7 protein-coding genes are annotated in these 13,533 nt (G+C 58.4%); 1 reads left to right on the top strand and 6 read right to left on the bottom strand.

What is annotated here, in order from left to right:
- Positions 1-130: 130 nt before the first annotated feature.
- The 6 genes from F556_RS0128895 to F556_RS0128870 all read right to left on the bottom strand — a co-directional run bounded on the left by F556_RS0128895 (position 131) and on the right by F556_RS0128870 (position 12,850).
- The gene (locus F556_RS0128895; protein ID WP_169447654.1) at positions 131-1,798 is read right to left on the bottom strand and encodes an SWIM zinc finger family protein; all 1,668 of its coding nucleotides are present in this window, start codon (positions 1,796-1,798) and stop codon (positions 131-133) included.
- Positions 1,799-1,800: 2 nt separating this feature from the next.
- On the bottom strand, positions 1,801-5,337 hold the full coding sequence (locus tag F556_RS36735; protein ID WP_020620485.1) for a DUF4132 domain-containing protein: 3,537 nt from the start codon (positions 5,335-5,337) through the stop codon (positions 1,801-1,803).
- Positions 5,338-5,364: 27 nt separating this feature from the next.
- Complete coding sequence (locus F556_RS0128885; RefSeq protein ID WP_026297559.1) at positions 5,365-6,507, bottom strand: VWA domain-containing protein; 1,143 nt, start codon at positions 6,505-6,507, stop codon at positions 5,365-5,367.
- Complete coding sequence (locus F556_RS0128880; RefSeq protein ID WP_020620483.1) at positions 6,492-9,161, bottom strand: DUF5682 family protein; 2,670 nt, start codon at positions 9,159-9,161, stop codon at positions 6,492-6,494. Before F556_RS0128880 ends, F556_RS0128885 begins: the two co-directional genes overlap by 16 nt.
- Complete coding sequence (locus F556_RS0128875) at positions 9,149-10,273, bottom strand: ATP-binding protein (protein ID WP_040718795.1); 1,125 nt, start codon at positions 10,271-10,273, stop codon at positions 9,149-9,151. Before F556_RS0128875 ends, F556_RS0128880 begins: the two co-directional genes overlap by 13 nt.
- 201 nt (positions 10,274-10,474) lie before the next feature.
- Positions 10,475-12,850 (bottom strand): polyprenyl synthetase family protein, encoded by a 2,376-nt coding sequence (locus tag F556_RS0128870; protein WP_020620481.1) that lies wholly within the window; start codon positions 12,848-12,850, stop codon positions 10,475-10,477.
- Positions 12,851-13,045: 195 nt separating this feature from the next.
- On the opposite strand from F556_RS0128870, the gene F556_RS0128865 reads away from it, so the two are divergent.
- On the top strand, positions 13,046-13,414 hold the full coding sequence (locus F556_RS0128865) for a PH domain-containing protein (protein ID WP_020620480.1): 369 nt from the start codon (positions 13,046-13,048) through the stop codon (positions 13,412-13,414).
- Positions 13,415-13,533 lie beyond the last annotated feature (119 nt).

The raw sequence follows: 13,533 nt of genomic DNA, 5'->3' as shown, positions 1-13,533 counted from the left end.
AGCCGCTCACGACTCCTCTAACGAAACTTTCTTGCCTTGCAGCACCCAACTAGCCGCTCACGACTCCTCTAACGAAACTTTCTTGCCTTGCAGCAAATACATTCAACTTCGCATTACACAAAGTGTTGGATCAGTATGTGTCGAGCTTGAGATTGGTTACCTCGGTACCGCGCAGGAAGCTGATGGGACGCAGCGTACCCGCTTCGATGCGCACTAGCGCATAGAAATCCGTCAGCCTCTCTAAGCTGAGCTGCTCCAGTCGCTTGAACGCCCCCGCCCACTCCGGGGTGTAGGGCAGCTCCAGTCGAACCTCGTCACCCGCCGCACCCTCCGCGAGTAGCAGCAGCGTCTGGGTGGCGATGTCGAACCCCCGCTCCTTGATGCGGCTCAGCTTCAGCAGGACCACGCGCTCGGGACGCGGTACGAACAATCGCGGGTCATCCTCCTCCAGGAGCGATGTGTCCGAGCGATGCAGCAGCCCCTCCCGGGCGACGGTTTCGATGGCCTCGCGGGGCAGCGAGCGCAGCGAGGCCACTTCCCCAGAGGAGAGGCGGCGTTCTCGGTTGACCTTAATGCCGCGAAGGACCAGCTGCGACTTGCCCAGCTGACTCAGCGTCATTCCCGTTTGCCACGGCGTGAAGGACAGATACTGCGCCGCATAATCATAGCTGCCGCCTTCATAGTAGAGCGGCCGGACATCAGTATACGTGTATAGCTCGCGATCATCCTCGCAGTAAAAATAATACGTCGTGCCCCGATAGCCGGAGGCCGTCTCCCATGGGTCAGCTCCCAATCCATACAGCCTGAGCTGGGGAACGGTATAATAGCGGGTTCGGTGCACGCCGACGAGTTCAGCCTGCTTGGCTGGAGGCAGTCCCCCCTGCTCCAGCTGTCTGAGCGCCAGTGCCAGCGTGCTGAGCAGCATGAGAAACCGTGGCATGCCGAAGCGCACATGGCGAGCGAAGAACAGCTCCAACTCACCCTTCAGCGCCCGCAAGCGCCGCTCTACCTCCGGCAGGCCACCGCTGTGGGCAGCGACAGCCAGCGTCTCCAATTGATACAAACTGGTCTCAGGCAGCCTGGCCAGTCCGGTATGCAGCAGTTGCTCCAACATGGACCGGATCTCGCTGACCGCAGCTGCAGAGTAACTCGCCAGCGCCACCTGGTGCTGCATGGCCTCTGTATCATCAATCCCCTGACTCCGGCGATAACGCAAGAGCGCCTCTGCCTTAAGTATCTCAGCCTCGGCCCCCTCCACTCTACAGAGTGCCTGCAGCGCTCCGGGCTCTTCCGGATACGAGACCTCCACGTCTTGGCGGAGCAACCGTACGGTCAACAGGGTGTCACGCTGAATAGCCAACTCTTCATCGTAACGGATACGGAACCACGCCTCCTCTAGTGCGCCAGGCTTGAACCCCGCCAGCAGCGGGGGCAGCTCCTCGGACAACAACCAGGAAAAATCTCGCGCGGGAGCTTCTACAGCCGTCTGCTCGTCCTCCATACCATCCGTCAGCTGGGCCTGATACGCAAATATCGCCATCAGCACATGCTTGCAGAGCGAGGGCGAAGGACAGCTGCAACTCCAACGCTCCATGCTCTCCGTCAGCGTGCAAACCGTACCATCGTTGATCCGGCAAGTGACTGCCTCGTTGCCAAGCTCGAACTCAACTGCCGCGCCTTTGTCCAGATCCTTGCGAGCCCGGTTAACCAGCCCTTTATTGGCATGACGAATCAGATAATCCTCTGTGCACGACTGGATGAAGGTCACAAAGTTTTGGTGAAATACCAAATTACTCACGCCTATCGTCCAGACGCCCGCAGTACGTCATAGACCGACTCGCTGAACACCCGGGTCGGCACACTCCCCAGCTTGATGCCATCTTCACTGTAGTAACTATGATAGGCCTTGCGCTTGTTTTTGAAAAAATACAGGCCTTGCAGCGTGATCTTCTCCAGCCCTTCATAATAAGCAATGCTGGTTCCGCTGAAGCGGAGTTCGGCGATCAGATCTCCATAATCCTTGGAAAATTCATGATACCAGCCGCCATCCTCGACTGGCCCCTTGGTCCAGCCATACTTCTCCAGTGCCTTCGGGAATCCCGTCGGCGACAACTCATCGTCTGGCACTTTGAGATAGGCGCTGAGCTGGCGCTCCTCTTCCTCCGGCAGATAGACCGGACGCTCCAGTTGCTCGAACGGCGGTTTGATCTCGTAATCCGCCAGCTGCGTCTTCCAACCGGCCAACTCCTCCTGATCAAGCTCCAGCGAATGCACCAGGCCGATTTGCGCGTCCCCGGCCAAATCATACTCCTCTTCATCTACCGTATTGAAGGTGCCATCATCCATGTAACGGAACGTTTGAACCAGCTTGCCGTCCGCATACACGCCCCAAATCAAACCAATGGCGAACTGGTGCATAATAACATTCTCGACGAACAGGTCCTTCCACTCCTGTGCTGACCAGAGACGCTGCTTGGACAACGATTCTTCCAGGCGCTGCAGTTGAATACCCGCCATCGTCTTAAGATCCTTCTTGAGCTGGTTAAAAGCGGCCTTGGCCTGCTTCGCCTGATCCGCGTCATCCTTGGCTCCGGCCGCTGGCAGGCTTTTCACAGCCTTGCCGGTATCCGTCTGGACGACCGACAACTGCAAATCAGGGGTAACCCGGACCTCGAAGCTGCGCGGCCCGTAGCTGAAGGTCTGCACGCCTTGATTATCGAATCCAAGACTGGAGATGAGGCGGTCAGCCAACTGATCCGGCGTCAGACCGGCGTTCTCGGCGGCCAGCTCCAGCGCCTCCTCTGCCGCGCCCCGTACCTGTTTGTTCTTGATGGTACGCTTGAAATTGTCGATGGCGATGAGCGCTGAGGTTTCCTTCACGTACGATAGAATTTTGACAGCCTCTGCAGCCACCGCGCCGCGGCTGTTCTCCGCCCAGCCCTTGATCCGGTTGCCCAGCAGGGAGATCAGCTGGCGGTCACCGAACAGCGCCCCGAGATGGAGGACCCACTTTTCTTTGGCTGGCGCTTCTTCCTGAATCCACTGGCGGATCAGCTCTGCCGTCAAGTCCGCAAGCGACTGCCGATCCACGTAGGACTCCATCTCTTCCAGCAGCTCATTGGGCGCCGTATTGTGATCCACGGATTGCAGCAGGATGTACGTACGCACGTCCGGGTCGAGCGGCTGGCCCTGCTGATCCTTCAAGTCAGGCAGATCGCCCATGGAAATCCAGGCCAGGCGAGCCGATTTCTTCGCATCTGCCTGACGGGCAAGTGCGGCGTGTGCCTGAGCAGGTCCCTGATCTGCTGTCTCCTGCAGCACCTCGATCAGCTGTTTTAGCCCGGCATTTTTTTCCTTCACCAACAGCTCACCCAGCACGGTCTTGGCTTCTGGTGTGCGGCGCAGCAGCCCCAGCGTCAGCTCCTTGATAGCCGCTTTCTTCTCCGCTTGATACACCTGCTTGTACAGCTCTGCATCCTCGGTTGAGGCAAAAACAGACAATACCTTGCGGCGCAGCTTCTTGGACGATTCGGATAGTCCAGTCCGGAAGATGGCGACTCGAAGCTCTGGCTGCAGACGATCTCCCTGCTCCAGGGCCAGTTCAATGACCAGCTCCCGCGCATAGGTGGAGAGCTCGTCGTAGGTGGCCAGCGCTTCTCCAAGATGACTGCTCAGCAGCTGTCGGTAGTCATTCTCCGGCATATAGTTGACGCCATACGTGCTATAGCCTTTGAGACCGTTAAGCAGAATCAAAGCCTCCAGCAGCTTGTCCCGGTTCACCTCCGGATCTTCACCGTGCACAGCCAGCAACTGCGGGCCATCGAAGACGTCCGACTGATACAGCTCCGAGAGGCAAGCCCGCGTGTTCATGCCTTCAGCAGTCACGATACGGGCCAAGCGACGGGCGGCCTCACTCTGCAGCGGTTGGTATGTCGACGCGATGACGACCTGAATACGCTTCTGATCTCGGTTGAGGTTGTTAAAGACATGCTGGGACGTCGGATCTGCCAGGTAGGCCTCCTTCGTCATTTCGCCGCCCAGATAGCGGGACAGCAATAACCCATAACGGCTGCCGTAGGATGGAGCCCGCATCATCGCAAGTGCCGCTGCCTCTACAGTACCTGCATTTTCAGGCAACTCCTCCCCATGCTCGGCCAGTGTTTTGTGAATGACGAGAGAGATGAACGGATGCTCCAGAATGGCATAGGCTCGTCTACTGAGCTCCGGTTCAGCCAGAATGAGTGTGCTGACTTTCTTCCACGGAATATAGTTCTGGTCCAGCGCATCCCGGAGCTGCTCAATGAAATAGAAGGGCTCATCCAGCGGCACCAAACCCTCCAGCAGCTCATCGGGAGCAGACCAGCGGCTGTCGAGGGCCAGCAAGCCTTCACGCACCTCAAACGGATAGACCTCATGCAGCTCGCGCACCGCTTGCAGCAGCCATTGATCGATCGGTCCGGCCTCCGCTAGCAGCCTCGACTTGGTGCCGTGGGCGTGCATCCGGTAGAGCAGCAGCGAGGTGGTCAGCCAAATTGCGTCCTCAACTGCCTGCTTGGATACCCGCTCCTTGTCCGAAAAGGAGGTTCCGCTCCCGTAGCGGCCGTTCATCGCGCGCTCCCGCCGCTCCTGCCGCCAGTCCGAATCAAGATCAAGCGAGGATCGTGGATCGCGATAGTTCGATGGCTGGGCTAGCGGGCGCGCCAGCAACTCCCGTAACAGGCGGTCCACTTCGTCCGCCTGCTCCATGACGACGGCCCGAACAAGCGGAGGCAGCTTGTCCAGTCTGGATTGGGCCACCGCGGGACGAGCCAGAGCGTAAACCTGGAGCAGGAGAAGACCCTGAACCAGCATATAGGCGTTGCGGTTCTGACGAACCCCCAGACCACCCGCTTGAAGGCTTTCCTCAATCATTGCGAGCGCCTGCTCTTCACCTGCATAGTCCAACAGTTTGACCAGCGGCTCCTGTAACTGTGACGCCCGGGCCCCCTGCAGCTTCCAACGGTCACGCAGGCCGCCGACATCGTACGTTATGCCTACGACATCCCTGACGATCCCCCCTGCCCAGTGACTCTGTTCAATTCGAAGGAGCAACGCCCCAAGCCGGTAGCGTGTATCCTCATCTGCGTCGCTGTCGGCCCCCAGTTTCCGAAGGGCATCCATCGTACTGAACCCATAGTAATGGGATTTTTTCTTGATGTTGGGCGCCTGTGTCCCCTGACCCGACACGAAGTCACGGACACGCTCGGCGTCCTTCACATCCAGATTGTAATCCTCAACCAGCTGCTTCAAGCACTTCTCGGCCTTGGCATTTGGCAACACTTTGTCTTCTGTAAGCATCAATGATTCCTCCTCGTATTCGGTTATTTAACGAATGACCTCACCAATCCAGTCGGCCAGCGCGTCAGGAGTAATGGCTGCGACATGAGCTCCCATATCGGTCAGGGTCTGGGCTGCCGCTCGGTTGTATACCGCCTCTCCGCTATAATCGAGGGCGGTCAGCACGAGCAGCCGTGCCCCACTATCGATGATGTCCTTGCAGGCCTGATACATATAGCGAAGCTGGTACCCCTCCTCCAGATCACTTACCAGCACGAAGATGGTTCGACCTGGATTGTCCACCAGACGCTCGCCATAGCGCAACGCCTTGGCAATATGCGTCCCCCCGCCCAATTGGACGCTCATCAGCAAATCGACCGGGTCCTCCAGCCTGTCCGTCAGGTCAACGACCTGGGTGTCGAAAATAATGAGATGCGTGCGCAAGGCGCTCAGCCGGTGGAAGATACTGGCCATTACTGCACTGTAGATAACGGAATCCAGCATACTTCCGCTTTCGTCCACAGCGATGACCACATCCCATTTGTTGAAGCTCTGCACCCGGCCGTCAAAAAACAGTCGATCGATCACAAAGCGGCGGCGTTCCCGGTCATAATGCCTGAGGTTGTGACGAATCGTTCGTTTGACATTCAAGTTGCGCAGCGACCGGACGGGCGTAGCGGCATGCCGGCTGCGCTTGCCCAGAATGCTGGAACGGACACCCATCTCCAGCTTGCGCCGCAGTTCTTCTACGACGGTACGGACAATGGCTTTGGCACTGTGAAGCACGTCTTTTTTCATTCGGCTCTTGAAGGTCATAATTTGCTTCAGCAGATGCATGTTCGGCTCCAGTGATTCCAGCAGCTTGCGGTCGGTGAGCAGCTCTGTCAGTCCGTATCGGTCCAAAGCCTGCTTCTCCAAGGTCTCGACGGTTGTCTTGGGGAAGAGCTTGCGGATCTTGTGGAGCCACTCCGGAACGGTGAGCTGGGAGGGCCCTTGCCCGCCTTCCCGGCGGTACCCTTGCTCCTCGCTGTACTCCCGGTCGTACAAATAGCCAAGCGCCTCGTCCATCTCGGCGTAGACAAATTTCTCTGACGCTGCCTCATCTTGGCCACCGCACAGCGCTTGCTCCGACTCCGCGCCCAGAATCAACCGCCAGCGGTTAAGCGTCTGGTTCGTTACGTCAGGTTCCATGCAGCAAACTCCCTTCGAATCGCTTGATCGAGCGCTTCGGCGCGCAGCAGCAGGCGTTCGTCGACAGCCGGACGGTCCAGCTCCGACTCCCGAACCCCGAACCGCCGGGCAACGCGACCTGCGATCAGCGCTTTTTCGCCGGGCGTGAAAAATGTAAAGGCCAGCCGGAGATCAGCGGCCATCTCGACGAAGGAGTCATGCGGAAGCTCCGAGATGAGTGCATCGACCTCACTCAGGAGCTCATCATCATACAGGAAGACATCACGCCCCGCCACAAACACCCCCTGCAAGTAAATCGCAATCTTGGCCACCTGCTCCGGCGTGCCGCGAATATAGCCGTTGGCACGGGTCACTAGTTCCCTGCGGAGGCGCCAGCCCTGCTTGATGGCCAAGACCAGACAGACACCCTCCAGACGCGGCGCCAATTCCCGATCGTCCAATAATGCCGCGAACCGCTCCTCCAGTCCGTGCTCCGGCCGCGCGGGCGCGAGCATGATCAGCAGCTTCAGTCCTTGAATCATCTCATCATGCAGCTCGGGGGCGGCGCGGGCGATTGCAGGGAGCTGATCGACTGCCCGGCCGTATGCCTCGTCTAGCAACGCAGGCAGAGCTTCGTCCGGGCGCAGTCCGAGCAACCGGCCGTGCTGGTGTAGACGATCCAGCGCATGCAGCGTGCGGCATAGCGATAGGAAGTGGGCATCCTTGCGGAGTGCAGCCTTCACCAGCGCGTACAGCTGATCCGCCGTCTCTTGCAATCCCATCAGCAAGGCCTGCAGCAGCAGCTCAGCAAGCTCGCCGCTATGATGATCGGGCAGCTCCGCCGCCGTCTCTTCCAGCTTGCGTACTGCAGCCTCGTGCAGGGTACCGCCATAGAGCGATTGCTCGATGAGACGCGCTTCGACCCGGGCGGAGTATGCATAGCTCCATGTCTCGCGGACCAGATTCATGTGCCTTCCGCTCACCCAGTCGGGCCCGCTCTCCCGCTTCGCAAAGTCCGGTACCAGGTAACTGAGGCAATGCAGCAGCTGACTCACCGCCCGATGCCGTGGCTTCGCATACAGATCCAGGGTGCGCTTGCGCTTCCCTGTGGCCCGCAGCTCCAGACGGGCGGTTGCTGCTCGGCGCTTCACGTCCTCTACAATCGGAACGACCCAGCCGCTATCTGCAACGCGGCCGATCTTGTCGCCTGTGAGCAGCGCTCGCAGCCGCCGCAGTGGCGCATCGGTCGCCAACGTGAACTCGCCCTTGACGAAGCAGGCGAGCACGGCGTCCATCAGTTCATAGACGCCGCCTTCTCGCTTGCCACGCAGGGCGGTGAGCCCTTGCAGCATGCTGTAAGCCTCGATGGCGTCGCTCGTGGACACCGGCTCGTTCTGCTTGCGCATCTCGCGAGTCAGGCGAGCAAGCAGACGCTGCGAGACTCGAGCGTAGGGTGAGCGGCGGCCGCGACGCAGCTCTGCCCAGAGTTCATCGTAGTAACTGACATACGGCATTCCGCTGGCATAGCCGTTCAAGCGATCCGCTTCTTCGAACGTATAGATCATTGGATAATGCTGCCGTTTGCCGATGCGGCCAGGCGAGCACTCAGGCAAGGACGTAGATGGTTTTCCCGAATACGTCTGCTCGCCGGGCGAAGCCTTGCCGGACTCTGCCTGTTCAGACCGCTCCGCCTCAGGTGTTACTGTGTCCTCGCCCCCATCAGTCTTGCGCATGGGTGGGTCTGTACCTGGTGCCGGCGTGTCATCTTCATTCGGTGCCTCCTTCGGGCTGGCCGCGTCTGCAATGTCTGAATCGCGGACAGCCTGCCACGGCCCCTCGGGCTCGGGGTCAAGCAGACCATAGGTATGAAACCCGCCTGTTACGACCAGCACGCGTCCATACTGCTCACGAGCCTGCCGGATATGCAGGCGCATATTGGCTTCGCGGTCCAATTCGCCCTCGCGCCGCAGACGCTGCTCCGAATAACACATGCGGGAGAGCGTGCAGTAGGTGAACACATCACGGACAAAGGCATCCGTCTGGGCGGACAAACCGCCAATCTCGAATACCTTCTCCCACAGCTCTTCGAAGCTGCGGCAGTTCATGCGGCGGCACAGCTCCGCCATGAAATCCGAGCTGGTCAGCAGCTTCTCGTCCTGAAGGGAGGCCGAGACCTCCTCCATTGCTCCCGGCCGGGGACGGTAGTCCAGATCGATGAAGCTGCACGGGATCTGACGCGCGGCCGCTTCCTTCAGCGCCGTATACTCCGGCGAACAGCTGAGCAGGGGATAGTACCATGCCGCCTTCTCCTCATCGCTCTCGTATGTACAATACAGACTGACCGGCGGCTCTGTTGCCTCATCCGCCAGCACGGGAATGAGCTCGCTGGCCCCCTCCGGTCCTTCGATCAGGACAATCTCCGGGCGGTAAGCGCGCATGACGCGAAGCAAATGATGCGAGCAGACCGGGCTATGATGCCGTACAGGAAAATAAACCACAGGCTCCGAGAGGTTATATACACGTTCGCTGCACAACGATGCCAGCCGCTCCGCCAGACCGTCGCCCGCTGCCTCCGCGAACGACGGGAGCTCTCCTGGTGTGGAGCCTGGGAGCTCCGATGGCTGCGTTTGCAGCATAGACGGACCATCAAGGGCTGACACACCTAACCGATCCATCGTTTTTCCTCATACAAGGCCTTCCACAGCTCATCTTCGCCAGCCCGCGCCTTGACCACCTTGGCAAAATAACTCTTCAGAATGCCCAGATCCTTCTCGTTTTCCTTGGCTATCGTCCCCAGCATGTTCTGCACCAGCCGGTCGAGTCCGATCGTGCCGCCTTCGTAATAATAAGAAGTCATAGCGCTCTGCACATAGACCGATACGGCCTCCGCCGTACTCAGTGTCGCCTGTGGCATCTCCAGCTTGTAGCCCTCCCGGCTAATGCCTTGTCGCAATTCCATGAAGGTCGTCGCCAGCAGCTCGACGACGCCCCGGTCAACCTCCACCTCCACGCCACTGTGCTCCAGCAGCGTCCTGGATTGCGAGACAATAATCTCAGCTTCCATCGTCATGTTGGCAATCGGGCGAATCGTCTCAAAGTTGAAGCGACGTTTCAGGGCGCCGCTCATTTCGTTAACACCCTTGTCATGGATATTCGCCGTAGCGATAATATTAAATCCCGGTTTGGCAAACAAAACGCCGCCCTCCAGCTCGGGAATGCTCATTACTTTATCACTGAGAATACTGATGAGACTGTCCTGCACCTCAGCGGGGCAGCGCGTAATCTCCTCAAAACGGGTCAGAACCCCGTGCTTCATGCCGTGATACAACGGGGACGGAACGAGAGCTGCCTCGGACGGTCCTTGGTCCAGCAGCATCGCATAATTCCACGAATATTTAATCATATCCTCGGTAGTCCCTGCCGTACCCTGAACCGTATTCAGACTCGTACCGGAAATGGCAGCCGACAGCAGCTCGCTGAGCATCGTCTTGGCCGTGCCGGGTTCACCCACCAGCATCAGTCCACGATTGCCTGCGAGGGTGACGATGGCGCGTTCAATTAGCACATCATTACCGTAAAACTTGCGCGTAATCGCGATTTCCCGGCCCTCCAGCAGAGCAGGCTGCTCTCGCCCGATGATAAAATCCCTTACGCTTCTGGGGGATAGCAGCCAATGCGGCGGACGACTGCCCGTATCTTCCTCTCGCAGGGCCTTCAGTTGCTTCTCGTACAGCACCTCCGCCGGTGGCTTAATCGTCTCTTGCACAGCTTGGCCTCCTCTAGTCATATCAGATCGTATGTTCGTCTAAATTGATCATAGCACAGCCTTTGCGGGCCTAGCGACAGACATTTCCAAAAATAGGTGGATCGACCCGCGCTTTCCACACGGCCGAGTAAGACGTAAGACTTATATGTACTGGAAACCAGGACTCAAATTCCCTTATTTTTCTTACCCCCTGAAGGCACAACAAAAACGGCAAGCCAAGGCCTACCGTTCCCGATGCACCATATAGTCCAGCGCCTGCGCCAGCACATCCCCGCCGCGCGGCAGTTCGCGCAGTGTCTCCACTGCCAGGCAGTAGCGCTCCCACATCTGTCTGCGCGCTTCCTCCTCACCCAGCATGGTCACGAACGTCGGGCGGCCGCGGCGCTCATCCTGTCGCACTGGCTTACCAACCAACTGATCGTCCCCCTCGCCATCTAGGAGGTCATCCTTAATCTGAAAGGCAATGCCCGCATAATAAGCGAAGCGCTTGAGTGCATCCAGCTCGGCAGCTCCAGCCTCCGCAAGCAGCGCAGGCATGATGAGCGAAGCCTCAAACCCGATCCCCGTCTTATAGAAGCACAGACTCTCCAACTGTTCCAGTGACAGCACCTTGCCCTTGGCCTGCAAATCCATGGCCTGTCCCCGGCACAGGTCCTCTGCCTTCTCGGCGGAGTAGCGAATAAGCGCTAGCACGGCCTGCGGTGCAAAGGAAGTGAGCGAGGCCTGCTCCTGCACCGCTCGCTGGATCAGGAGCAGGCCGGTCAGCTCCGCCGTCGCGCTGTCGTGGACACGGTGCAGTGTCGGACGGCCCCGGCGGAGTTCGGCATCATCCTGCGACGGCAGATCGTCAAAAACCAGCGAGGCCGTGTGCATATACTCCAGCGAGCGCAGCATTGGCATCAGGGCGGCTTCCGGCAATCCGAACACCTCTACCCCGAGCATCCAGCTCAGCACAGGCCGCAGACGCTTGCCGCCACTGGCAAGAATGTAGTTGGCCGCCTCGGTGAGCGGCTCCTCCAAGGGCTGAATGGCCTGGACAGCAGCACCCTGGTCCAGCGACAGCGCAGCGTTAATCCGTTCCCTGGCGCGCCGCGCGTTTTTTTCAAACGCCGCCCGGATCGTCCGCTCCTCCTGTAAGTGCGAAGCTAGCCGGTCCCGAAGCAGCTTGTCGAAGAAATCCACCTCATCGGCCCGCTCCACCATCCGCTGGATCATCCGATGGAATGCCGGTTCAGGCGGGGTTAACGCAGTCATGAGCTCGGAATACGACTGTTCCCCGATTCTCGCCTTGCATCGCTTGAGCCCGCCGATGGCCCGATTCAGGATAACCTCCCTCGCTTGGTCATTCCCGCCGTAGACCTCGTGAATCAGATAGTGAATGACCGCCCAATACAGCTCGAATGGGTTCATCAGATCCGGCCGCTCCACCCTATGCGTCAAGTAGTACGTATAAGGCGTGACCGCCCCCTCCCGCAGGTCGTCTGCCAGATCGGCAAAATCATCGGCCAGCTGATTGTAGAGACCATAGTAGAAGGTGCGCCGCTGGAATCCATCATCATCCGGAGCGCTGAGCACCGCACGGGCAATCAGACGCGAGGAGGCAGACTTGAGAATAATCGGCAGGTAGAGCTCTGTTTCTGAATAAGAAGCATCGGTCAGCAATTTTAGACGATCCAACTCTTGCGCGTGAAAGAAGACATAGGCCTGTTCAAAAAACTGCGCCGTCGCCCCAGGCTGCTGATGCGCCTTGATGAACGCAAACGCTTCGCTCAGCTCGGTATAGACATAGGTCAGCAATGGCCTTTCCTGACCTCCCCAATCGATGTCCTCCGGCACCTGCCCCGTCACGAGCGTCGTCCGGATCGCTTCCGTATAGCGCGCTTTTTCCTCCGTTGTCAGCGCCTTCGAATCCAGCAGGTCATCGATGAAAGGATACGTAAGTCCGTAGGCATACCCGAGCCGAATCGCTTCAGCGATCCGGCGGGAGCGTTCCTCCGGGGGCGCCCCCTCCTCCATCCCTTCGATCGCGTGCAGCACCACGCCCAGAATGATCTTCATGAGCTTGCGCTGCGCATGCTGGGCCTCCATTTCGTCCGGGAGGTTCGCGGCAACCCGTCGCAGCTTGCCAATTACCCAGATCGCTGCCGACTCCACACCCTCCGACTGCGCCCAGCGATAGAAGCCGCTGACTCCCATCAGTGCCAGTCCTGCTCCAGCAGGAGCCTGCAGAAGCTTATCCTTGAGCCGGGCGGTCATGCGTGCAATAGCGGTCTTCGTTGCCGGCTCGTCCGGCGCCTGCCCGAGGTCCCTCATATATAAGTACGTTACACTACGCTCCAAATAGGCATCCAGCCTGCCGCTGCGATGCAGCCAGCGGATATATCTCTCGTCTGTATCGCCGCCTACGCCCTGCACGAACCGCGAGCCCCACGTCAAGGAACGAATATGCTTGGGCTGCCAATCACGAAAGTCTTCTGTCAGGGCCTGCCGGTAACCGCCTGTCCGGACGGATTCCGTCAGTGAAGCCAGATATTGAGCGGCTTGTTTCTCAGCTATGCGGTATGCGCGATCCGCGGCAATGTGTTGAACCATGGTCATGGGATGTCTACCTCTTCTTTTTTGGGAGTCTCTGATGTCTTTTTGCCCTGAATGATTCGTATGATACATACGGAGCTCCCTAACGAATGGTTACGAAAAAAGAGGCCCGTTTAGAACAGGAAAAAAGAGGATTCAACAGACGCTCAATCGAATGCAAAACGGAAAGAAAATAGGATTTCTGAGGGAGGTACATTCATGTCTGGCATACAACAATTGCTGCAGTGGACATTCATGTCGGAATGCCCCGTTCCTGCGGACGTAAACGGACTTCTAATTGAGGGTGAACGGGCGGTGGCCGCCTACAAAACGGTCCGCGATAGCGCTGTATTCACCAATAAACGGCTGATCGTTCGGGATGCCCAGGGCATCAGCGGCAAGAAGGTGGAAATCTACTCGCTGCCATACGATTCCATTCATATGTGGTCGACTGAAAATGCCGGCAGCTTCCTCGATATGAATGCGGAGGTCGAGCTGTGGACCAAAGCGGGCAAAATCAAGATTAATCTGAGAAAAGGTATCGATATTCGCAAGCTCGACCGGCTGATTGCCGAGGCTTTGCTGTAGGTCAGCCTCTTTACCGCTGTAACGCTCACTACGAGAGATTTCAGTTATGAAGCAGCAAAAAAAGCATGTCTGGCATACGAATGCCGAACATGCTTTTCTAGATGTCTGTGCTCTGTAAC

Origin of the sequence: Paenibacillus daejeonensis DSM 15491 (genome assembly GCF_000378385.1) — a bacterium.
In the GTDB taxonomy this organism is placed as follows: domain Bacteria; phylum Bacillota; class Bacilli; order Paenibacillales; family Paenibacillaceae; genus Paenibacillus_D; species Paenibacillus_D daejeonensis.
Note: the sequence above shows the minus strand (reverse complement) of the source record. Positions and strands in the feature narration are given on the sequence as shown.

Excerpts from the sequence above, each read along its gene's own strand:
- F556_RS0128870 (WP_020620481.1), bottom strand. The coding sequence starts at position 12,850 with ATGACCATGGTTCAACACATTGCCGCGGATCGCGCATACCGCATAGCT.
- F556_RS36735 (WP_020620485.1), bottom strand. The coding sequence starts at position 5,337 with ATGCTTACAGAAGACAAAGTGTTGCCAAATGCCAAGGCCGAGAAGTGC.
- F556_RS0128875 (WP_040718795.1), bottom strand. The coding sequence starts at position 10,273 with ATGACTAGAGGAGGCCAAGCTGTGCAAGAGACGATTAAGCCACCGGCG.
- F556_RS0128885 (WP_026297559.1), bottom strand. The coding sequence starts at position 6,507 with ATGGAACCTGACGTAACGAACCAGACGCTTAACCGCTGGCGGTTGATT.
- F556_RS0128865 (WP_020620480.1), top strand. The coding sequence starts at position 13,046 with ATGTCTGGCATACAACAATTGCTGCAGTGGACATTCATGTCGGAATGC.
- F556_RS0128880 (WP_020620483.1), bottom strand. The coding sequence starts at position 9,161 with ATGGATCGGTTAGGTGTGTCAGCCCTTGATGGTCCGTCTATGCTGCAA.